Below are 21,841 nucleotides of genomic sequence, written 5' to 3'. Positions count from 1 at the left end.
CCCGTCCCCATCCCTTTGCGTCAACGGCTTTCAGCCTGCCACGGGGCACTGACAGTCATGACACCGGGCGGGAGTCCTGCCAGATCGACTCGAATTCCTCACGGTAGGTCGGGAACAGCCCGTGCTCCGCGTCGCGGTCCCGCGAGGCCCGTCCGCCGCCCCGCAGGACCAGGACCGGCGCCTCCATGCCCCGGGCCCGGCGCAAGTAGGACTGGACCACGGCGATGCCCGAGGACTCCCCCTCCACCAGGTAGGCCGTGAAGCGCGGGGTCTCGTCGAAGACGTGGATCTCGAAGCCCGAGGCATCGCGCAGGCCCGCCCGGACCCGCCGCACGTGCAGGATGTTCATCTCGACCGACCGGCTGAGCTCGCCCTTGCGCAGGCCCAGCTCCCGCTCGCGCCGCTTGACCGCGCTGCTCGCCGGGTTCAGGAACAGCAGCCGCACCCGGCAGCCTGCCTCCGCGAGGCGTACGAGTCTTCGGCCCGAGAAGTTCTGGACCAGCAGGTTGAGGCCTATGCCGATGGCGTCCAGCCGGCGCGCGCCCCCGAAGAGGTCCTCCGCCGGCAGCTGGCGCTGCAGCCGTACCCGGTCGGGGTGGACGGAGATGACGTCCGCGTACCGGTCGCCGACCAGGTCCTCGACGGCGTCGATGGGGAGCCGGTCCGCCGACGGGGAGCCCGAGCCGCCGCCCAGTACCTCGAGCAGCCGCGCCGAGGCCCGCTCGGCCTGTTCCAGGACGGGCCGCGACAGGGCCCTGTTGCGGGAGACGACGTTGCGCGTGACCTCCAGCTCGTCCAGGGCCTGCTCGATCTCGCGCCGGTCGTCGAAGTAGGGCTCGAAGCAGGGCCAGTGCTGGACCATGAGTTCGCGCAGCTGCGGCAGGGTCAGGAAGCTCAGCACGTTGTCGTCGGCGGAGTCCAGCAGGTAGCCCTTGCGCCGGCTGACCTCCCGTACGGCGACCGCGCGCTGCACCCACTCCTGGCCCGCCGGACCCGCGGCCGCGACCACCCAGTCGTCCCCGCCGTGCACGGGCTCGTAGACCGGCCGCAGCACCGCTCCGACCACCGACCGCAGCCGCTGCTCGATCAGGTTCAGCCAGATGTACGCACGGCCCGCGCGCTGGGCCCGGGTGCGGACCTCGCTCCAGGCGTCCGCGCCCCAGTCCAGCTCGGCCCCGGCTCCCGCCTGCGCCTTCCCGGTCCTCCCGGCCTCCGGCGGGGCCAGCGAGACGGCCCCCGCGGGCATCGCGCCGGGCGCCCCGCCTGCGGCGTCCGCCGGGCCGCCCTCGTGACCGCTGTCACCAGGGGGCAGCTCCAGACCTCCCGAGCTCACCCGTGCACCGCCTCCTGCGTCTGGACGCCCGTCTCCAGTGATCACGGAAGGGTACTCCGCGCACACGGCCCACTGCAGCCCGATGCGTCCCCGGGCAACCCGACGCTCCGTGCACCGGAAGTGTGTTGACCCATTATCCGATGCGCGCACCATCCGATCTCCCCATTGTCCACCGACCCTCATATCAGCTCTCCGGGTCACCCGGTAGGACCCTCCCAAGTCCCCGCGTGAGGGCCGTCTTTCGGGGAAGATCTGGCAGTGACGTGGTCCATGCCGGATCAACCCGACACAGAGGGGAAGAGTCGTTCTCTATGCAGGTCTGGCCAGGACAGGCGTACCCGCTCGGTGCCACGTACGACGGCGCCGGCACCAATTTCGCGGTCTACTCGGAGGCCGCCCGACGCATCGAGCTGTGCCTGCTGCACGACGACGGTTCGGAGACCGCGGTCGAACTGCGCGAGACCGACGCGTTCGTACGGCACGCCTACCTCCCGGGCGTGATGCCCGGTCAGCGCTACGGGTTCCGGGTGCACGGCCCGTACGAGCCCGAGCGCGGCCGGCGCTGCAACGCGGCGAAGCTGCTCCTGGACCCGTACGCACGGGCCGTCGCGGGGAGCGTCGACTGGGGCGAGGAGGTGTACGGCTACCACTTCGGCCGGCCCGACTCCCGCAACGACCTGGACTCCGCGCCCAAGAGCATGAGTTCGGTGGTGGTCAACCCGTACTTCGACTGGGCCAACGACCGGCCGCCGCGCCACGAGTACCACCACACCGTGCTCTACGAGGCCCACGTGAAGGGCCTGACCATGCGTCACCCGGACCTCCCCGAGGAGCTGCGCGGCACGTACGGGGCGCTCGCGCACCCGGCGGTCATCGGGCATCTGACCAAGCTCGGGGTGACGGCGCTGGAGCTGATGCCGGTCCATCAGTTCGTCAACGACCACCGCCTGGTGGACGACGGACTCAGCAACTACTGGGGCTACAACACCATCGGCTTCTTCGCCCCGCACAACGGCTACGCCTCGGGCGACCGCGGGCAGCAGGTGCTCGAGTTCAAGTCGGCGGTCCGGGCCCTGCACGAGGCCGGCATCGAGGTGATCCTCGACGTGGTCTACAACCACACCGCCGAAGGGAACCACCTCGGCCCGACCCTGTCCTTCCGGGGGCTGGACAACGCCTCGTACTACCGGCTCGCGGACGATCCCCGGCACTACATGGACACCACCGGCACCGGGAACTCGCTGCTGATGCGCTCCCCGCACGTGCTCCAGCTGATCATGGACTCGCTGCGCTACTGGGTCACCGAGATGCACGTGGACGGCTTCCGCTTCGACCTGGCGGCCACGCTGGCCCGCCAGTTCCACGAGGTGGACCGGCTGTCCTCGTTCTTCGACCTGGTCCAGCAGGATCCGGTGGTCAGCCAGGTCAAGCTGATCGCGGAGCCGTGGGACCTGGGCGAGGGCGGCTACCAGGTGGGCAATTTCCCGCCGCTGTGGACCGAGTGGAACGGCAAGTACCGGGACACGGTACGGGACCTCTGGCGGGGGCAGCCGCGCACGCTGGCCGAGTTCGCCGGACGGCTGACGGGTTCCTCCGACCTCTACCAGGACGACGGGCGGCGGCCGCTGGCCTCGATCAACTTCACCACCTGCCACGACGGCTTCACCCTGAACGACCTGGTCTCCTACAACGAGAAGCACAACGAGGCCAACCGTGAGGGCAACCGGGACGGCGAGACCCACAACCGGTCCTGGAACTGCGGGGTGGAGGGACCGACCGAGGATCCGGCGGTCGGCGAGCTGCGCGAACGCCAGATGCGCAACTTCATCGCCACGCTGATGCTTTCGCAGGGCGTGCCGATGATCAGTCACGGTGACGAGTTCGCCCGGTCCCAGGGCGGCAACAACAACGCCTACTGCCAGGACAACGAGCTGTCGTGGGTGGCCTGGCCGGAGCCCGGCAAACCGGCGCCCGCCCTGCTGGAGTTCACGCGGCGGATGGTGTGGCTGCGGCGCGAGCACCCGGTGTTCCGGCGGCGCAGGTTCTTCCACGGCCGGCCGGTGGAGGGGACGCACGACGAGCTCTCGGACATCGCCTGGTTCACCCCGCACGGCGAGGAGATGCGGGCCCGCGACTGGCAGGCGCAGCACGCGCGGGCGCTGGCGGTGTTCCTGAACGGCGAGGCCATCTCGGAGCCCGGCACCCGCGGGGAGCGGATCACCGACGACTCGTTCCTGCTGATGTTCAACGCGGGCGCCGAGCCGCAGGACTTCACGGTCCCGGCCGGGCACGGGTCGCAGTGGCGCCTGGTCGTGGACACGGCGCGGGCGGACGTACTGGCACCCGGTACCGGGCCGCAGTACGCGGCCGGGGACCGGGTGACGCTGACAGGACGGTGTCTGGTGGTGCTTCAGCGCCCGGCGTAGGCGGCGCCCTCCAGGACGGCGTCCGCGGGGGGCGCCGGGTCGGGGGCCCGCGGAGCGTGCGCACGGGCCTCCGGCACCCGGGTGACCAGGGCCAGGGTCAGGCACAGGGCGGCGGCCACCACGGCCACCGCGAAGGCCGCGGAGGGCCCGTACCACTCGGCGAGCCGGCCCGAGACGGCGAGCGAGGCGGCCTGGCCGGCGACGAGCGAGCTGGCGGCGAAGGCCATCGACTCGGCGAGCCGGCACGGCGTCACCGCGCGCTCGGTGACGGCGAAGGCGGTGATCAGGTGCGGGGCGTAGGCGGCCCCGAGAACGGTGACGACCGCGTACAGCGGCCACAGGGTGGTGGTGAAGAGCAGCGGTACGGAGAGCACGAGCGCGGCGGCCGTGGCCACCCGCCAGCGCAGCCTCAGTCCGAAGCGGGCGGGCAGCGCGCCGAGCGAGAGCCCGACGACGGCGCTGACGACCCCCATGGCGGCGTACACGATGCCGGCCTGGCCGGGGACGCCCAACTGTGCGGTGAGGGCGGCGATCCCGGCCTGGCAGGCGCCGAACATGGCCCCCTGGAGGGCCAGGGAGCCCCGTATCGCGAACACCACGCGCGGCGGGCGGACCTGGGACCGCTCCTTCTCCCGCCGGACCCCCGCGGACACCCCGGCCGTGACGGCGGCGGTCGGGTGCAGGGCGTAGGCGGTGCCGAAGACGGCGACGAGGGCGGCCGCGCCGCCGAGGGCGACGGCAGGGTGTGCCACGAGCGTGGCGAGGCCGACGAGGGCGGGCCCGAAGACGAAGGAGACCTCGTCCAGCGTGCCTTCGAGCGAGTGGATGGCGCCCACGACGCCCTCGTCCGACTTGGCCCGGTGGGCCAGCGCCACGGAGCGGGTCCGCGCGAGCGGTCCGATCAGCGGGACGGAGGCGCCGGTGACGGCGCCGATCGCGGCGAGCGGGACGGTGGCGAGGCCGGAGAGGGCCCCGGCCACCAGGGCGGCGGTGGCCACGGCATTGACCGCCGCGGCGGTCAGGACGACGGGGCGCTGCCCGTGACGGTCGGCGAGCCGCCCCAGGACGGGTCCGAAGACCACCTGTCCGGCGGAGAGGGTGCCGCCGACTATGCCTGCGGTGGCGAGGGACCCACTGGTCTCGGCGACCAGCAGAACACTGCCGAACTGGGACATCGCGACGGGCAGTCGGGCGAAGAACGATATGAGCGGCAGAAGGGGCCCGGTCAGGGCGATGACTTTTCGATAGGTGTTGACGGTTCCAAGCACCTGAGCAACGTTAACCCGCCGCAATCACCCGGATGCATTGGGTAATGGCACGGAATCCCGCATCCTGGGTACGTACGTTCTCATGAGCCTGCCCCCGCGCAACGGACGCGAATTCAGCCAAGCGGAATCTGACGTTCCGTCGGCCGTCACCCCCGCGTCGACCTACCGCCTCCAACTGCGCCCTGAGTTCACCTTCGACCGGGCGCGGGCAGCGGTACCGTACCTCGCCTCGCTCGGCGTGACGCACCTGCACCTCTCCCCGGTACTGGAGGCGGTGCCCGGCTCGACCCACGGGTACGACGTCACCGACCACACCCGGGTCCGGGAGGAGCTGGGCGGGGAGAGCGGACTGCGGGAGCTGGCCGCCGCCGCCCGCACGCACGGGCTCGCACTGGTGCTCGACATCGTGCCGAACCACATGGCGCTGCCGGCGCCGCTGCGCCTGAACCGTCCCCTGTGGGAGGTGGCGCGGGAGGGCCCGGACTCCCCGTACGCGCGCTGGTTCGACATCGACTGGGAGGCGGGCGGGGGCAAACTGCTGCTGCCGGTGCTCGCGGCGCCCCTGGACCCCGCGGAGGTCCACGTCGGGCCCGATGCGCGGGGCGGGCGGACCGTACTGCGGCTCGGGGAGCTGGAGTTCCCGCTGCGGGAGGGTACGGCGGGCCTGGAGACGGCCGCGCTGCTCGATGCCCAGTGGTACCGGCCGGCCCACTGGCGGGAAGCCAGGGCCGGGCTCAACTACCGCCGCTTCTTCACCATTTCGGAGCTGATCGGGGTCCGCGTCGAGGACCCCGAGGTCTTCGCCGCCACCCATGCCAAGGTGCTGGAGCTGGTCCGTGACGGGGTCCTCGAAGGGCTGCGGATCGACCACGTGGACGGCCTGGCGGACCCCGAGGGGTACCTGCGGCGGCTGCGGGAGGGCGTCGGCGCGGACTGCTGGGTGGTGGTCGAGAAGATCCTGGCCCGCGAGGAACGACTGGCCCCCGCATGGCCGGTGGCCGGCACTACCGGGTACGACGCGCTCCACCGGGTGGACGGGGTGTTCACCGACCCGGCCGGGGCCGCGCGCCTCGACACCCGCTTCCGCGAGTCGACCGGACAGCCCCGGTGGGCGCAGGCCGCCGGGGCGGGCGCCCGCGAGGTGCTGACCGGGGACCTGGCCGCCGAGCTGGCGGCGCTCCAGCGGCTGGCCGGGCCGGAACTGGCCGACGCTGTCAGGGAGTTGCTGATCAGCTATCCCGTCTACCGACCCTACCCCGGCGATCCGGAGCTCGCATCCGAGGCCCTGGAACGGGCCTCCGCGCGGGCCGGCGCCGATGCGGTGGCCGGCGTACGCGGGCTCGTGCTGCGGGATCCGGCCTTCGCGGCCCGCTTCGCCCAGACCTCCGCGGCCCTGCGTGCCAAATCCCTGGAGGACAGGGCCTTCTACCGGTACGCGCCGCTGCTGTCGGCCACGGAGGTGGGCGGGGATCCGGGGAATCCGGCGGTCACGGTGGCGGAGTTCCACGCGTACTGCACCGAGCGGGAGCGGCTGTGGCCCCGGTCCGGGACCGTACTGACCACGCACGACACCAAGCGCAGCGCCGACGTCCGGGCCCGGATCTCGGCTCTCTCCCAGGACCCGGAGTCGGTGCCGGCTCCGGCCGGGGCCGATCCCCAGCTCGCCTGGGTGGCCTGGCAGACGGCCTTCGGGCTCGGGGACGACGGCCCGGAGCGCGCCGTGCGGCTGGAGCAGGCCCTGCTCAAGGCCGTCCGCGAGGCCGCCCTGCACACGACGTGGACCGAGCAGGACGCGGCGTACGAGGCCACGGTCCCGGGATACGTGCCGGCGGCCGCCCCGGAGCCGGCCGGTCCGCTCGCCGCGGCGGCCCGCGCCAATCTGCTCGGGGCGGCGCTGCTGCACCTGACGATGCCCGGGGTCCCGGAGGTCTACCAGGGGGCCGAGACGGAGTACCGGGCCCTGGTGGACCCGGACAACCGGCGGCCCGCCGTCTTCCCCCGGGAGGCCCTGGCCCGGCTGGACACGGGGGCCGCGCCGGGCGGCACGGCCGGGGAGAAGCTCGCGCTCACCGCCGCCCTGCTGCGACTGCGCCGGGACCGGCCCGGACTGTTCACCGGATACGCGCCGCTGCCCGCCCGGGGCCCGGCGGCGGAGCACTGCGTGGCCTTCGCCCGCACCGGCGGTCTGGTGGCGGTGGCCACCCGTCTGTCGCACGGGCTGGCGGGCGCGGGCGGCTGGCGGGACACGGCCCTGACCCTGCCGCCGGGCCGGTGGCGGCTGCTGCCGGTCCTCGGGGCGGCGGGGACCGGGGCCGCGGGGGGCGCGCACGAAGAGGCGTACGAGGGCGAGGCGCGGCTCGGCGGGCTCCTCGGCGGGACCACGCCGGTCGCCGTACTGCTGCGGGAGGAACCGGCCCCGGTGTGAGCGCGCCCGGGCGCCGGGCGGTCCCGGCGCCCCGGCGTCCGGTTGTCGCCGCCCGGCGGACCCTTCTCGGCCATTGCGGTCCTGGTAGCCGGTTTCTACAAGACCGGTCCCGGACACGGTTGCCATCGTCGGCCCCGTTCCGATCACCTCCGATCGAGCGCCGGTACCGAGACCAAGGGCTGCATGTCCTCGGACAACCTGAACTACGTCAGCGGCACGTGGAGCTTCTGCTAGTGCTCAACGGGCGGACGGCACCACCGGTACGGCGGTGCAGTCCGCCCGCGGCGGCGAACACGGCTAGGGCACTCGCGCGGCGGGAATGGGACCGTCTGTGACCCTGATCCGTGACATGTGCTATCCCACCCCCCACGAACTCGCCCTGGCCGCGCGCGCCCTGGCCGATGAACACCCCGCCCTGGTCCGGCTCCGGCAGGCCGGCACCTCCCGGGCCGGGGAACCCCTCTGGCTGCTCTCCGTGGGACCCGGCGACACCACCCACACCGTGCTCGTCGTCGCCGGGGCGCACGCCAACGAGCCCGTGGGCGGTGCGACCGCCCTCGCGCTCGCCCGGACGCTCATCCGGGAGGCCGCGGGGGCGGGCACCGGCGCCGACCCGGGTGTCGGTACCGGCACCCGGGCCGGTGGCGGGACCGGTCCGCTCCCCCGTACCGGCTGGCACTTCCTGCTCTGCGCCGACCCCGACGGAGCGGCCCTGCACCGCACGCCCCGCCCGTACTCCCTGCTCGACTACCACCGGAACTTCTTCCGGCCTCCCGGCCCCGAACAGCCCGAGTGGGCGCCGTCTTTACTGCCCCCGGACCGTCTCCCGCCCGAGACCCTCGCCCTCACCCGCCTCATCGACGAGCTCCGGCCCGCCCTCCAGGTCTCCCTCCACGGCACCGACCTCGGCGGTTCCTGGGTGCAGCTCACCCGGGACATACCCGGCCTCGCCGAACCCTTCGGCAAATCGGCCGCCGAGCTGCGCATTCCGGTCGAGACCAGCGCCTCCGACGCCCACGGCTGGCCCTCCCCGGGAGCCGGCATCTTCGTGATGCCCGAGCCGGGGACGGCGGCGGGCGGGGCGTTCCATCCGGAGGACACCCGGCTCAGCACCTGGTACCACGCACACCGCCACGCCGGAACCACCGCGATCGTCGAGGTCCCCATGTGGGCCTCGGACCTGGTGGACGACCCGGCCCCGCACCCCGACCCGCGCGCCGCCCTGCGCGTACTTGCCGATCGACTCACCGCCGACGCCGCGCGGGTGGCGGCGCTGCGGGAGGCCGCTGTCGGCGGTACCGATCCGGCCGACGCCGCCCTGCTGCGCGCGGTCGACTGGACGCTCGCGCTGATCCCCCGGATCGCCGTCGAGTGGACGGGCGCCGCGGCTCCCGCCGAGGCGACGGCGGCGTACATCGGGAGCATCGACGCCTTCGGCCGGCGGCTCTCGCTGCGCGCCGCCGCGATGCTGCTCCGGGTCCTGCACGCCCAGGGGCATCCGACGGCGCCGGCCGTGGACCGGCTCGTCACGGGGTGGTGCGAGGATTTCGCGGCCCGTTTCCAGGCCCGCTGGGTCCCGGTGGCCACGCAGGTGGAGCACCAGTCCCGGGTCGTCCTGGCGGCCTACGACCGGCTCGTGGCGGCCCGCCGGTAACCGGGGGCGGGGCGCCGAGCGGCCTCAGGGGACGGGGAGCGCCGGCCGGGGAGCGCGGGACGGGGAGCGCGGGACGGCCTACCCCACCGGCAGGGAGTACCTGAGCTTCGGCCTGCCGGTCGCCCCGAGCCGGTCGTAGAACCTGATCGCCCCTTCGTTCCAGTCGGGCGTCTGCCATTCGACGTGGCCGAGGCCGAGCTCGCGCGCGAGGCCGCTCACGCCGTCCATCAGCGCGGCGCCGAGGCCGTGCCCGCGGGCCTCCTCGGCCAGGTAGAGGCAGTCCATGTGGAGGTAGTGGCGGGCGTCCCAGAACGAGAACTCGGCCGAGCAGGCGGCGTACCCGGCGACCGCGCCCCCGGGGGTCTCGGCCAGCAGCACCCGGAGCCGGGCCCCGTCGGCGAACAGCTGCGGGCCGAGCCGGTCGGCGAGATCGGCGGCCGGGCGGAGCACGGACTTCTCGTACGCCATGTGCTCGCGCATCAGCTCGACGAGGCGGGGCAGGTCCCCGGGGCGCGCGGGCCGGACGGTGGGGGCGGCAGACGTGTGTTCCATGGGTGCCATCTTCCGCACGGGCGCCACCCGCCGCACAACCGGTCCCGGTCCCGGTCCCGTGCCCGGTCCCGTGCCCGCCGACCGCCGACCGCCGACCGCCGACCCGGAGCCTCAGCCGGCCGAGAGCCTGAACGACATGCGTCCGAAGCCGATCTGGTCCCCGTCCCGCACCACCGCCGAGCCCGTCACCCGGTGCCCGTTCACCGTGGTCCCGTTCGTCGAGCCGAGGTCCTTCACCACCCAGACCCCGTCCCGGATGCCCAGTTCGGCGTGGGCCCGGGAGACCGTCTCGTGGCTGAGCCGCAGCCCGTTGCCCGGGTCGCGGCCGATCCGCAGCGGTCCGGCGCTCGGGTGCGGCAGGAGCAGGGTGGGCAGCTTCTCGACGGCCCAGGCCCGGCGCACGCCCACCGATACGGCCGAGACCCGCCCCACCCAGCCGAACAGCCGGCGGGTCCACGGGCTCTCGGCTCCCTCCCGCTCCTCCAGGTCCGCGGTGAGCACCGCGAGGTCCTCGGAACGGCGGGCTACGAGGGCGAGTTCCATGCGGCGCAGAAAGGTGTCGTGGGACAGCTTCCCGAGGGCTGCGCCCTCCCTGAGCTGGCCCAGCGCACGGTCACGCTCGGCGTCGGAGAGCCGCGGAGCGGGGTATGCGGGGAACTCGAAACTCGACGTCACAGGGTGATTGTCGGCCCGTCGGGGGCAGAGTGTCCAGAACTCCCCCGCCGGGCCGGAGATGATGGCCCGGACACGCAGGTTGGGGTACCGCCGCCAGACGAGGGGACCGTCCGTGCAGTTCGAGGTGTGGGCACCGCTGACAGGCCGGGTCGCGCTGCGGCTCGACGGGGCCGCGTACGGGATGACGCCCGATCCGGAGCGGCCGGGCTGGTGGGTCGCCGAGGCCCCGGCGGCCGACGGCTCCCGGTACGGGTTCGAGCTGGGCGGGGGCCAGGACGGCCCCGGAGGCGGTCCGCCGGGTGGCGGCCAGGACGGTCCCGCGGGCGGTCCACCGGCCCCCGTACGCCCGGATCCGCGCGGGCGCCGCCTGCCCGACGGCCCCGACGGGCTCTCGGCGGTGGTGGACCTCGCCGCCCTATCCCCCGGGGAGCCGGCTCCCTCCCCCCGGGTCCCGCTCCAGGACGCCGTCCTGTACGAGCTGCACATCGGCACCTTCACCCCCGAGGGCACCTTCGACGCGGCCGCCGCCCGCCTCGGCCACCTCACCTCCCTGGGCGTCACCCACGTCGAGCTGATGCCGGTCTGCTCCTTCCCCGGCCGGCACGGCTGGGGGTACGACGGTGTCGCCCCCTGGTCCGTGCACGAGCCGTACGGGGGCCCGGCCGGGCTGGCCCGGTTCGTGGAGACCGCGCACGCCGCCGGGCTGGGCGTGGTGCTCGACGTGGTCCACAACCACCTCGGCCCCTCCGGCAACCACCTGCCCGCCTTCGGCCCGTACTTCACCGACACCCACCACACCCCCTGGGGCGCGGCGGTGAACCTGGACGCGCCCGGCTCCGACGAGGTGCGCGCGTACCTCCTCGGCAGCGCCCTCGCCTGGCTGCGCGACTACCGGATCGACGGGCTCCGGCTGGACGCGGTGCACGCGCTCGCCGACGGGCGGGCGCTGACCTTCCTGGAAGAACTGGCCACGGCGGTGGACGAGCTGGCCGCCGAGAGCGACCGGCCGCTGTTCCTGATCGCCGAGTCCGACCAGTGCGATCCGCGCACCACGACCCCCCGGGGCGCCGGGGGCCTCGGCCTGCACGCGCAGTGGAACGACGACTTCCACCACGCCCTGCACTGTGCGCTGACCGGTGAGTCCCAGGCGTACTACGCGGATTTCGCCGAGGCTCCGCTCGGCGCCCTCGCCAAGACCATGACCCGGGCCTTCTTCCACGACGGGACCTGGTCCTCCTTCCGGGGCCGCCACCACGGCCGCCCGGTGAACCGCGGCCGCACTCCGGCACACCGCTTCCTCGGCTACACCCAGACCCACGACCAGATCGGCAACCGGGCCCTGGGCGACCGGCTCGCGGCCTCCCTCTCCCCGGGGCTGCTGGCCTGCGCGGCGACGGTGGCGCTGACCGGTCCGTTCGTGCCGATGCTGTTCATGGGCGAGGAATGGGGCGCGGGCACGCCGTGGCAGTACTTCACCGACCATCCCGACCCCGAGCTCGCGGAGGCCGTACGGTCGGGGCGGCGGCGGGAGTTCGCAGAGCACGGCTGGAAGGCGGAGGAGATCCCCGACCCCCAGGACCCGGCCACCAGGGACCGCTCCCGGCTCGACTGGACGGAGCCGGACAAGGAACCCCACGCCCGCCTGCTCGACTGGTACCGCACCCTGATCGGGCTCCGGCGCACCCACTCCGACCTGCGCGATCCCGATCTGGCGGCGCTGCGGATCGCCCACGACGAGGAGCGCCGCTGGCTGACGTTCCGCCGGGGTGACGTCCGCGTGGTGGTGAACCTGTCCGCGGAGCCGGTGACCGTCGCACTCGGCCGGAACGGGGTCCGGGTGCTGGCCGCCTGGCTCCCCGTCGACGGACCGGACCCCGACGGGCGGCTCCACGTACCGGCCGAGTCGGCGGTGGTCCTGGGCCCGTAGCAGTACGGGCACCGTCCCTCCCGGCGGGGAGGGACGGTGCCCGGTGGAGCGGCGGGGCCGCTCCCTATTCGACGATCGCCAGCTCCCGCGAGGCGTTGTTGAAGCTGCGGCAGCCGCTCTCGGTGACCGTGATGATGTCCTCGATCCGGACGCCGAACCGCCCGGGGAGGTAGATGCCCGGCTCCACGGAGAAGCACATGCCGGGGACGAGTGGCTGCTCCTCGCCCTCGACCATGTACGGCGGCTCGTGCGTGGTCACTCCGATGCCGTGGCCCGTGCGGTGGATGAACCGCTCGCCGTAGCCGAACTCGGTGATCACCGCGCGGGCCGCCCGGTCCACGTCCTGGCAGGCGGCCCCCGGCCGGGCCGCCGCCACACCGGCCAACTGGGCCTCGCGGACGATGTCGTGGACCCGCTGCTCCTCCTCCGTGGGCTCGCCGACGTGGACGGTGCGGGAGATGTCGGAGCCGTAACCGTGCTTGAGGCCGCCGAAGTCGAGCACCACCATGTCCCCGTGCCCGATGACCCGGTCGCCCGCCTCGTGGTGCGGGTTGGCGCCGTTGGGTCCGGAGCCGACGACGGTGAAGTCGACCTGGGAGTGGCCGTGCACGCGCAGCAGCGCGGCCAGGTCGGCGGCGACGTCGCTCTCCCGGCGGCCCGCGAAGGGGACGTGCAGGATCTGTTCGTACGCGGCGTCCGCGGCCTCGCCGGCCGCCGCGAGCCGGGCCAGCTCGCGCTCGTCCTTGACCGCGCGCAGCATCGGCAGCGCGTCGGTCAGCGAGACGTACGAGGTGGTCGGCAGCTCCCGCTGCAGGCCCAGCAGGTGCAGCGCCCAGGCGTTGTCGCTGACGCCGAAACGGCCGGTCACGTCCAGCAGCGGAGAGGTCACGGAGTACGGGTTCTTCCCGTCGGCCCAGTCCCGCAGCGTCAGCGCGCCCGCGCCGGGGGACTTCGCCGCGTCGGGGGCTTCCAGCGCTGGGACGACGAGGACGGGGTCCTGTCCGGCGGCGAGCACGAGCAGGGTCAGCCGCTCGGTGTCCACGGGGCGGTATCCGGTGAGGTGGGCCAGGTCGGGCCCGGGGGCGATCAGCAGGCCCGCCAGGCCCGCGTCGGCGGCGGACTGCGCGGCGGCGGCCATCCGGGCGGCGTAGTCGGCGGCTGTGAAGGGATCGGAGTCGTGGTCCATACGGGGATCCTCCCGCGCCCCCACTCCCGGCGGCATCGGCCGCGCCGGTCGAATCCGCCCCGGCCCGGCGAAGCGCTGGCTACCCTCGGCCGCGTGAAGCCACTTCAGGAGCGGGCGATGGACGACGAGATACAACTGATCAGTGACGGCGACGGGCTGGCGGTCATCGGGAACGCGGCGGATGTCGACCGCTTCCTCGCCTCGGAAGGGCTGCGGTCGCAGGACCTCGGACTGCGCCGGCTCTCGTCCGCCGTCGGCACCGGGGCCGCGGTCACGCAGACGGGTTCGGACATCGCCGCCGCCTCCGGCCGCTGGGTGAAGCTGACTCAGGAGTCGGCTCTGCTCGTCAAGAAGTACGGGCTGAGGGAGAACGCGGGGACAGGCGTCAGCACCGGTGTCGTGAAGGGCAACAAGGGCCAGATCAGGGGATTCGTCGAATTCGTGAAGGGCCCCAGGTCCCTTCTGACCAACCCGGCGGTCCTCGCCGGTGCCGCGGGGATCATGGCGCAGGTCGCGATGCAGCAGACCATGGACGAGATCACCGACTATCTCGCCACGATCGACGAGAAGCTCGACGACGTGCTGCGCGCCCAGAAGGACGCCGTGGTGGCCCGCATGATCGGAGTGGGTTTCGTCATCGAGGAGGCCATGACCGTCAGGGAGAGGAGGAACAGGGTCGACGAGGTCACGTGGTCCAAGGTGCAGGCCGCTCCGGCGACGATCGCGGAGACCCAGGCGTACGTACTGCGGCAACTCGACGCGCTCGCGGAGAAGATGGAGCGCAAGACCCGGATCGGCGATCTCGCCGCGGCGGCCAAGGAGGCCGAGCCCGCGGTCCGGGAGTGGCTCGCCGTTCTGGCGCGCTGTTTCCAACTGCAGGACGCGATGGCCGTGCTCGAGCTCGACCGGGTGCTGGACTCCTCCCCGCAGGAGCTGAACGCGCATCGCCTCGGACTGAAGGCCGCCCGGCAGGACCGGCTGGATCACATCTCGCGGAGCACCGAACGTCTGATGGCCAGGATGAACGCGGCTGCCGGCACGGCCAACGCGAAAGTGCTGCTGCACCCGGCGAAGTCCCCGGCCGTGGTCCAGTCGAGCAACCATGTCTCGACCGGCGTCGGCGAGTTCCGCGACCGGCTCGGGATCGGGTCCGGCCGCCGGCCGTCGGAGGCGAGGCGCTGGGTGCACGCGGCCGCGGAGGCGAGGGACAAGGCGCTCGAGACAGGGGCGAAGGGCGTCGACGCCGTCAGAAGCCTCGGCAACGAGACCCTCGACCGGGCCGGCTCGGTGAAGGGCAAGCTCTCGAGCGGGATCGCCGGGCGAGCGCGCCGCCTGCGCGGGGACGCGGAGGAACGCGACGGGGAGGGCTGAGCCGCCCACGCTCACCGCGGCCGCCGAGAACCCGGCCAGGACCTCCCATCCGCTCGCGCCCCGCAGGAACAGCGCGAGCCCGCGTGCACCACGTACACCGAGACGGCCATCGCCGCGACGGCGGCGAGCGGCCGCAGCGCCCCGGCCGCCCGGCGGGCGCGGGCGATCACGCCGAGCACGCCGATGAGCGCGGCCCCGCTCCCGTGCGACGGCCTCCAGCAGGGACGCGCGCCGCCCGCCGGGGCCGAGCGCGAGCCAGGACGCGCCGTACCCGGCGACGGCGGCCGATAAGCCGTCGCGGGAGCACCCCTCTGATCAGCTATGCTGTGCTTGCACATCGAACGGGTGGTCCGCCACCCTTCGTGGTGGGTGTAGCTCAGTTGGTAGAGCACCTGGTTGTGGTCCAGGTGGCCGCGGGTTCAAGTCCCGTCACTCACCCTGTTGGTCCCGTGGGGGGTATGAGGTTTTCCTCGTACCCCCCACGGGCTTTTTCCGTTTCCCCCCGCCCGGTGGCCGAGGGGGTCCCGGCCTGATCGGCCGCGTGAACGGGCCCTGGCGGCGACCGGCGGGGTGACCAGGGCCTTCCCGCTGCTGGACGGCCTGGCAGGATCAAAGCCATGAAAAGCGACATCCGCGTCCTGATCGCCGACGACCAGGAGATCGCCGCCCGGGCTCGGGAGAACGGCGCGGCGGCCGCGGCCCCGCGCGGTCCGGTCGGCTGATCCGGGCCCGGCGGCCGTGTCCCCCGCGCTCCCCCTCGCGCCGGCCCTCCCCCTCGCGCCGACCCTCGCCATCGGCGGCGTCCCGGCACTGCTGCTCGCCGCCTTCGCACCGGCCGCGGTGTTCGGGGCCACGGTGTGGCTGTGGCCCCGGCTGGCGGGGCCCGGGGTGCGGCCGGTGCTGGGGCGGGCCGGACTCCAGCCGGCTGGCGCTGAGCGGGTTCCCGAGCACGCCGGGGGTGCTGCCCGACCGGCTGCGGTATCCGCAGGTGGCGCTGGACGCGGTGCGGGCGGGGAGGATGCGGCCGGCGGTGCTGGTGCTGATGACGCCGACGGTGGCGCCGCCCCGGGACACGCAGTGCGTGGACGTGCCGGGCGGGCCGCGGACGGAGACCTTCTTCGCGCGGGACCTGCGGGCGGCGGTGTCCTCGCACTACGGCCTCACCCGGGATCCCCGGGGGTGGGGGGTGATGGGCACTTCGGTGGGCGGGTACTGCGCGCTGAAGCTGGCCCTGCGCGAGCCGGACGCGTACCGGGCTGCCGCCGGGCTGTCGGCGTCACTACGAGACCTGGGCGCGTGAGGTGCCAGCGGCGCTGGAGTGGCTGGTGGGGCGCCTGAGTCCGCCCTGAGGCGCAGGTGGGAGGGCGTCCGAAAAGCACCGGACCGGCTCGGTCCCCGCTCCCGCCGAAGGGGCGGCGCCCCCGCAGTCGGCCGCCCCGGTTCTCGCTGCCCGAGGTCATTCGGCGGACAGGAAGGCCTCCACCTCGGTGGCGAAGGCCACCGGGCTCTCGTGCGGGGCGTAGTGGCCGGCGCCGGGGAGCGGGTGGATGCGGCAGTTCGGGTACCAGACCTGCCAGGTGGCCCGCATGACATCGACGGTGAGCGCGAGGTCGTACTCGCCGACGAGGACCAGCACCGGCACGGTACTGCCCTTCACGGCGGCGGACAGGTCGAGCGGCTGCCAGCTGGCGAGGTACCCGGCGAAGGCCTCCGGCCGGGACACGGCCAGGGAGTGCTCGACCATCCGGTCCAGCCAGTAGGGGCTCGCGCGGCGCCCGGTGACGATGTCGAGGATGGCACGGCGGTTCTCCGGGCTCGCGGCGGCCCCGTAGAAGAGCGCGTGGGTGGCGTCGTCCATCTCGTAGGGGGCGGCGGGGACCGGGTTGATCCCGATCAGCTTCTCGACGCGCTCGGGGGCCCGGACGAGGACCTGCTGCATGGCCTTGCCGCCCATGGAGTGGCCCAGGAGGGAGAAGGTGTCCCAGCCGAGCTCGTCGGCGAGCGCGAGGACGTCGTCGGCGATCTCCGCAACGGTGTAGCGGCCGGCGACGTCCCTGCGGTCGCCGTAGCCCCGGTAGTCGGGGAAGACGTACGAGAACCCGCGCGGATCCAAGTACTCGAGTGCGGAGCCCCAGTTGGCGGAGGTGGCGAACCAGTCGTGCAGCACGATGACGCGGACGGGGCCGGTGCCGATCCTGCGGTGGGCGATGGCCATGCGTTCTCCCTCGGTGGCGGGGCACGGAAAACCGACGCGGTACCTCTGCCCACCAGGGCTGAAATCACACCGTACTCGCCCGGGGCCTACGGGAGACCGGCCGGCCGGGCCGGGCCTGGCCGGGGCGGGCCGGCTCTCCGCGGGCGAGGAGTCCACCGCCCGGCACCCCGAACACCGCCGTGTCCCGGACACCGCCCACGACCTGCTGCTCCGGCGCGCCCGCAGCCACCGTCCCCGCGACCTCCCGGTCCTGGAACGGCGGCTGCCGCGCGCACCGGACGACCGCGTCAGACGGTCGTGATCGCCGGGTCCGAGACTCCGGTCGCGCCCGTTTCCACGTGGCCGGCGAAGCGGCGCAGGAAGGTGGTGTCCGCGTCGGAGACGACCTTGACGTCGTACCAGCGTGCCGTGCCGGCCAGGGACACCGTGTGCGCGAGCGTGCCGCCCGCCGCGACGCGCAGGACCTGGGCCGCACCGCCGTAGGCGTTGGTGACGGTCAGGTTGACGGCCGCCGTACCGGAGTTGGTCAGGGACAGCACCAGGTTGCCGGTGGCACCGTCGTGGCGGGCCGTGACCTCGGGGCCGGCCTTCTTCGCCGGGCCCTTCCAGGTGCGCAGGAAGCCGTTCGGCCCCCAGACCGTGAGGTTGATCTGGTTGCCGGTGGAGCTGCTGGTGCTCCAGGTGTCCGACAGGGTCTTGCCCGCCTCGACCGTGTAGGGCCACGGGCCGTCCGTGCGGTTGCCCGAGGTGCTGTGGAAGTGGGCGCCGAGGGAGGGACCGGAGGAGAAGGTCAGGGTGAACTTGCCCGTGGAGACGGTGGCCTTGCCGTCCGCGTACGGGGCGTAGCCCAGCGCACGGGTCGGCTTGGTACCCGCCTCCTGCTTGGGCAGGGTGCCGGTGGCCGGCGGGACCGGGTGGTAGGACGGGTGGGCGTTGTGGTCCGCCGGGACGTACGCGGCCGTGGACGGCAGGGCCGCCTTGGACGCGTCGGCCTTGGTGAAGTCGAAGGCCGAGGTCAGGTCGCCGCACACCGCGCGGCGCCACGGCGAGATGTTGGGCTCCTGCACGCCGAACCGCTTCTCCATGAAGCGGATCACCGAGGTGTGGTCGAAGGTCTCCGAGCAGACGTAGCCGCCCTTGCTCCAGGGCGAGACCACGATCATCGGGACGCGCGGGCCGAGCCCGTACGGCCCGGCCGTGTAGCTCGCGTTGCCCGCGAACAGGTCCTTCGTGACGTCGGCGGTCGACAGGCCCCATGCGGAGGAGGTGGGCGGGTACGGCGGCACGACGTGGTCGAAGAAGCCGTCGTTCTCGTCGTAGGTGATGAAGAAGGCCGTCTTCGCCCATACGTCGGGGTTGGCGGTCAGCGCGTCGAGCACCTGCGAGATGTACCAGGCCCCGAAGTTCGTGGGCCAGTTCGGGTGCTCGCTGAATGCCTCCGGCGCCGCGATCCAGGAGATCTGCGGCAGGGTTCCGCCCACCACGTCCGCGCGCAGCTTGTCGAAGTAGCCCTCGCCCGCCTTGGCGTTGGTCCCGGTACGTGCCTTCTCGTACAGGGCGCTGCCCGGCTGGGCGTTGCGGTAGCTGTTGAAGTACAGCAGGGAGTTGTCCCCGTAGTTGCCCCGGAAGGCGTCGCTGATCCAGCCCCAGCCGCCGGCCGCGTTCAGGCCGTCGCCGACGTCCTGGTAGACCTTCCACGACACCCCGGCCGTCTCCAGTCGCTCGGGGTACGTCTTCCAGCCGTAGCCGGCCTCCTGGTTGCCGAGGACCGGGCCGCCGCCGGTGCCGTCGTTGCCCGTGTGACCCGACCACAGGTAGTAGCGGTTGGGGTCGGTCGCGCCGATGAAGGAGCAGTGGTAGGCGTCGCAGACCGTGAAGGCGTCGGCGAGCGCGTAGTGGAACGGGATGTCGTTCCGCGTCATGTACGACATGGTGGTGGCGGTCTTGGCCGGCACCCACTTGTCGTACTTACCGTTGTTGTACGCCCAATGTCCGCCGGCCCAGTCGTGGTTGAGGCCCTCGACGAACCGCATGCCGAGCTCGTTGACCTGCGGGTTGAAGGGGAGGATGTCCTTCGTCCCGTTGGACTGGTAGAAGACCGGCTTGCCGTTGTCCTGCAGGACCGGCCGCGGATCGCCGAAGCCCCGTACGCCCTTCATGGAGCCGAAGTACTGGTCGAAGGACCGGTTCTCCTGCATGAGGACGACGATGTGCTCGATGTCCTGGATGGTTCCGGTGCTGCCCTGCGCCGGGATGGCGGCGGCGCGGGCGATGCTCTCGTTCAGCATCGCGACGGCGGCGGTACCACCGGCGATCTGCAGGAACCTGCGGCGGTTCAGTTCTGCCATGGCGTGACGACCTCTGCTGGTGAGACGGTGCGGGGGGGTGTCGAGGGGCGCCCCAAGAACAGCGGCCCCGGGGTACCGGTCGGCGTTGCTTTCGTGACAGTGGGCCGTACACCTGGAGAACGGAAGCCCTCGTCAGCCGGTTCATGCCCCACGGGCCCCTTCCGTGCGCGCCCCGGCACCGACCGCGCACCCGTCCGCCACCGTCCGCGCACGTCCCGTGGCCCGGTGTACTCACCGGGCCGCCGGGCCGGACGGGCATCCGCGCTCAGGACCGGGCCCGGGCCCGCGCGTCATGGTGAGGGCATGCCCATCAGCCGTCCGTACCGCGTCCGCGCGCCGGGATCACCGCCGTCGCCGGCATGCTGCCGGGGGAAGTCCTCACCCCGGACGGTTCCCGCGCGAGGTCGCCCGGGCCGGGCCCGGCGGGCCCGGGTGGTCACCGGGCGCGTACAACATCGCCGACGCCCGCCCCTCCCGCGCTCCACCTCGGCTCCCTGCGGAGGTGAAGCGCGGGAGGAAGGCGGCGAACTCCGCCCGGACGCCGGGCGGATCGACGCGGGTGGAGGCCGGTCAGCCCTCGGCCGGGGTCAGCCGCAGGGAGATGCTGTTGATGCAGTAGCGCTGGTCCGTGGGAGTCGGGTAGCCCTCGCCCTCGAAGACGTGGCCCAGGTGGGAGCCGCACTTCGCGCAGAGCACCTCGGTGCGGACCATGCCGTGGGCGACGTCCGCCTTCAGCTCGACGGCGTCGGAGTCCTTCGGGTCGTAGAAGGACGGCCAGCCGCAGTGCGACTCGAACTTCTCCGTGGAGCGGAACAGCTCGGAGCCGCAGCCGCGACAGGAGTAGACGCCCTCCGTCCTGGTGTCCGTGTACTCACCGCGGAAGGCGGGCTCGGTCCCGGCGAGGCGCAGCACCTGGTACTCGGACGGGGTCAGCTCCGCCTGCCACTGCTCGTCCGTCTTCTCTACCTCGTACGACATGACTCTCCCGCTTTCCCGCTCTTCTGGAACCGTCAGTTGGACAGGCGGGCCAGGATGCCCGGCCCCAGGTCCGTGACATCGCCCGCACCCATGGTGAGAACGAGATCGCCGGGCTTGGCCATTCCCGCGATCAGCTCGGCGACGGCTCCCTTGTCGTGCTCGGGGGTGACGTCGGCGCCCGCCGCCCGGGCGGCGTCGATGATGATCTCGCTGGTGATCCCGGGGACCGGGTCCTCGCGGGCGGGGTAGATGTCGAGGACGACGGAGGCGTCGGCGAGGGCGAGGGCGAGGCCCATCTCCTTGCCGAGCTCCTGGGTGCGGGAGAAGAGGTGCGGCTGGAAGACGACCAGGATGCGCGAGTCCCCGGCGGCGCCGCGGATGGCCTCCAGGTCGGCGGTCATCTCCGTCGGGTGGTGCGCGTAGGAGTCGATGACCTGGACCCCGGCCGCCTCGCCCTTGAGCTGCAGGCGGCGCTTGACCCCGGTGTACTTGCCGAGCGCGGAGGCGAGGTTGTGCGCCGGGATGCCGAGCGCGACACCGGCGGCGAGGGCCGCGACGGCGTTGTGCGCGTAGTGGCGGCCGGGCACCGAGACGGTGAAGGTGAGCATCCGGCCGTCGATGACGACGGTGACCTCGCTCGTCAGGCCGCGCGGGGTGATCTTCGTGATCCGGACGTCGGCCGCGGGCTCCTCGCCGTACGTGACCACGTTCAGCCCGTCGTTGCCGCGGACCCGGCCGGCGATCTCCGCGGCCCCGGCCTGGCCGTGGGCGATGACCAGGGTGCCGCCGTCCGGGATCTTGCCGACGAAGGTCTCGAAGGACTCGTAGATCTCGTCCATCGACGCGTAGTTGGCGTGGTGGTCGAGCTCGGCGTTGAGGATGATCGCGACCTGCGGCGTGTACTTGTGGAAGCTGCGGTCGCTCTCGTCGGCCTCGGCGACGAAGATGTCGCCCTCGCCGTGGTGGGCGTTGGAGCCGGGGGCGTCCAGGTCGCCGCCGATGGCGTAGGAGGGGTCCAGGCCCAGCGCCGAGAGGGAGACGGCCAGCATCGAGGTGGTGGTGGTCTTGCCGTGGGTGCCTGCGACGGCGATCGGCCGCAGGCCGTCCATCAGCCCGGCCAGGGCGTCGGAGCGGTGCACGACGGGGATGCCGAGCTCGGCGGCGCGGGCCAGCTCCGGGTTGTCGGCGCGGATCGCGCTGGAGACGACCACGCAGGTCGCGTCGTCGGCGAGGTGGCCGGCGGCGTGGCCGATGTGGACCGTGGCGCCGTGGGCGCGCAGCGCCTGGGCGGTCTCGGAGTCACGGGCGTCACTGCCGGCCACCTCGGCGCCGCGCTGGGCCAGGATCTTCGCGATGCCGGACATGCCGGCGCCGCCGATGCCGATGAAGTGGGGCCGTTCCATGGCGGTCGGCAGGCCGGGCTTCATTCAGGTAGCTCCAGGATCGAGGGCGTGCGGGCAGCCGGACGCGCAGGTCCGGCCGC

General features: G+C 73.2%; 15 protein-coding genes and 1 tRNA gene. 7 read left to right on the top strand and 9 right to left on the bottom strand.

Annotation, left to right across the window (positions count from 1 at the left end):
• Window positions 1–55: 55 nt before the first annotated feature.
• Window positions 56–1,333: an SAV2148 family HEPN domain-containing protein gene (locus OG389_RS29250; protein WP_328301446.1), complete on the bottom strand. Its 1,278-nt coding sequence runs from the start codon at window positions 1,331–1,333 to the stop codon at window positions 56–58.
• Between the two features lie 311 nt (window positions 1,334–1,644).
• On the opposite strand from OG389_RS29250, the gene glgX reads away from it, so the two are divergent.
• Window positions 1,645–3,759 (top strand): glycogen debranching protein GlgX, encoded by a 2,115-nt coding sequence (gene glgX / locus OG389_RS29245; RefSeq protein ID WP_328301444.1) that lies wholly within the window; start codon window positions 1,645–1,647, stop codon window positions 3,757–3,759.
• On the opposite strand, the gene OG389_RS29240 is transcribed toward glgX, so the two are convergent.
• A complete protein-coding gene (locus OG389_RS29240; protein ID WP_328301442.1) occupies window positions 3,744–5,027 on the bottom strand; it encodes an MFS transporter in 1,284 nt (427 codons plus the stop codon). The two genes, glgX and OG389_RS29240, sit on opposite strands and share 16 nt — an antisense overlap.
• A gap of 82 nt (window positions 5,028–5,109) precedes the next feature.
• Between OG389_RS29240 and treY the strand changes: the two genes are divergently transcribed.
• Window positions 5,110–7,452, top strand: a complete 2,343-nt coding sequence (gene treY, locus OG389_RS29235) for a malto-oligosyltrehalose synthase (protein ID WP_328301440.1) — start codon at window positions 5,110–5,112, stop codon at window positions 7,450–7,452.
• Window positions 7,453–7,783: 331 nt separating this feature from the next.
• Window positions 7,784–9,106 carry a M14 family zinc carboxypeptidase gene (locus tag OG389_RS29230; RefSeq protein ID WP_328301439.1) on the top strand — a complete coding sequence of 441 codons (1,323 nt, stop codon included), beginning with the start codon at window positions 7,784–7,786 and terminating at the stop codon, window positions 9,104–9,106.
• Between the two features lie 78 nt (window positions 9,107–9,184).
• Here OG389_RS29230 and OG389_RS29225 read toward each other — a convergent pair whose 3' ends face one another.
• Both OG389_RS29225 and OG389_RS29220 read right to left on the bottom strand, forming a co-directional pair.
• The gene (locus OG389_RS29225; RefSeq protein WP_328301437.1) at window positions 9,185–9,658 is read right to left on the bottom strand and encodes a GNAT family N-acetyltransferase; all 474 of its coding nucleotides are present in this window, start codon (window positions 9,656–9,658) and stop codon (window positions 9,185–9,187) included.
• A gap of 111 nt (window positions 9,659–9,769) precedes the next feature.
• On the bottom strand, window positions 9,770–10,333 hold the full coding sequence (locus tag OG389_RS29220; RefSeq protein ID WP_328301436.1) for a DUF1707 and FHA domain-containing protein: 564 nt from the start codon (window positions 10,331–10,333) through the stop codon (window positions 9,770–9,772).
• A gap of 112 nt (window positions 10,334–10,445) precedes the next feature.
• Between OG389_RS29220 and treZ the strand changes: the two genes are divergently transcribed.
• Entirely contained in the window at window positions 10,446–12,260 is a 1,815-nt protein-coding gene (gene treZ / locus OG389_RS29215; RefSeq protein ID WP_328301435.1) for a malto-oligosyltrehalose trehalohydrolase, read from the top strand.
• Window positions 12,261–12,324: 64 nt separating this feature from the next.
• On the opposite strand, the gene OG389_RS29210 is transcribed toward treZ, so the two are convergent.
• Window positions 12,325–13,446, bottom strand: a complete 1,122-nt coding sequence (locus OG389_RS29210) for an aminopeptidase P family protein (RefSeq protein ID WP_328301434.1) — start codon at window positions 13,444–13,446, stop codon at window positions 12,325–12,327.
• 117 nt (window positions 13,447–13,563) lie between these two features.
• Here OG389_RS29210 and OG389_RS29205 point away from each other — a divergent pair, with 117 nt between their 5' ends.
• The 3 genes from OG389_RS29205 (at window position 13,564) to OG389_RS29195 (ending at window position 16,117) form a co-directional block, all read left to right on the top strand.
• Window positions 13,564–14,817, top strand: coding sequence for a hypothetical protein (locus OG389_RS29205; RefSeq protein ID WP_328304187.1), 1,254 nt, complete (start codon window positions 13,564–13,566; stop codon window positions 14,815–14,817).
• A gap of 365 nt (window positions 14,818–15,182) precedes the next feature.
• A tRNA-His gene (locus OG389_RS29200) sits at window positions 15,183–15,255 on the top strand.
• 520 nt (window positions 15,256–15,775) lie between these two features.
• A complete protein-coding gene (locus OG389_RS29195; RefSeq protein WP_328301433.1) occupies window positions 15,776–16,117 on the top strand; it encodes an alpha/beta hydrolase-fold protein in 342 nt (113 codons plus the stop codon).
• 156 nt (window positions 16,118–16,273) lie between these two features.
• Here the strand turns inward: OG389_RS29195 and OG389_RS29190 are convergent, their stop codons facing one another.
• The 4 genes from OG389_RS29190 to murC all read right to left on the bottom strand — a co-directional run bounded on the left by OG389_RS29190 (window position 16,274) and on the right by murC (window position 21,785).
• Complete coding sequence (locus tag OG389_RS29190) at window positions 16,274–17,032, bottom strand: alpha/beta fold hydrolase (RefSeq protein WP_328301432.1); 759 nt, start codon at window positions 17,030–17,032, stop codon at window positions 16,274–16,276.
• Window positions 17,033–17,319: 287 nt separating this feature from the next.
• Window positions 17,320–19,380 carry a phosphocholine-specific phospholipase C gene (locus OG389_RS29185; protein WP_328301430.1) on the bottom strand — a complete coding sequence of 687 codons (2,061 nt, stop codon included), beginning with the start codon at window positions 19,378–19,380 and terminating at the stop codon, window positions 17,320–17,322.
• Between the two features lie 570 nt (window positions 19,381–19,950).
• The gene (gene msrB / locus OG389_RS29180; protein ID WP_328301429.1) at window positions 19,951–20,358 is read right to left on the bottom strand and encodes a peptide-methionine (R)-S-oxide reductase MsrB; all 408 of its coding nucleotides are present in this window, start codon (window positions 20,356–20,358) and stop codon (window positions 19,951–19,953) included.
• A gap of 32 nt (window positions 20,359–20,390) precedes the next feature.
• Window positions 20,391–21,785, bottom strand: coding sequence for a UDP-N-acetylmuramate--L-alanine ligase (murC, locus tag OG389_RS29175; protein WP_328301427.1), 1,395 nt, complete (start codon window positions 21,783–21,785; stop codon window positions 20,391–20,393).
• Window positions 21,786–21,841: the final 56 nt, after the last annotated feature.

It is taken from the genome of Streptomyces sp. NBC_00435 (assembly GCF_036014235.1).
In the GTDB taxonomy this organism is placed as follows: domain Bacteria; phylum Actinomycetota; class Actinomycetes; order Streptomycetales; family Streptomycetaceae; genus Streptomyces.
This window is presented reverse-complemented; position numbering and strand designations above follow the sequence as displayed.

Bases quoted from the DNA above. Each gene is read 5' to 3' on its own strand.
- treY (WP_328301440.1), top strand. From the start codon at position 5,110: ATGAGCCTGCCCCCGCGCAACGGACGCGAATTCAGCCAAGCGGAATCT.
- OG389_RS29185 (WP_328301430.1), bottom strand. From the start codon at position 19,380: ATGGCAGAACTGAACCGCCGCAGGTTCCTGCAGATCGCCGGTGGTACC.
- msrB (WP_328301429.1), bottom strand. From the start codon at position 20,358: ATGTCGTACGAGGTAGAGAAGACGGACGAGCAGTGGCAGGCGGAGCTG.
- OG389_RS29205 (WP_328304187.1), top strand. From the start codon at position 13,564: ATGGACGACGAGATACAACTGATCAGTGACGGCGACGGGCTGGCGGTC.
- OG389_RS29210 (WP_328301434.1), bottom strand. From the start codon at position 13,446: ATGGACCACGACTCCGATCCCTTCACAGCCGCCGACTACGCCGCCCGG.
- OG389_RS29225 (WP_328301437.1), bottom strand. From the start codon at position 9,658: ATGGAACACACGTCTGCCGCCCCCACCGTCCGGCCCGCGCGCCCCGGG.
- OG389_RS29190 (WP_328301432.1), bottom strand. From the start codon at position 17,032: ATGGCCATCGCCCACCGCAGGATCGGCACCGGCCCCGTCCGCGTCATC.
- murC (WP_328301427.1), bottom strand. From the start codon at position 21,785: ATGAAGCCCGGCCTGCCGACCGCCATGGAACGGCCCCACTTCATCGGC.
- glgX (WP_328301444.1), top strand. From the start codon at position 1,645: ATGCAGGTCTGGCCAGGACAGGCGTACCCGCTCGGTGCCACGTACGAC.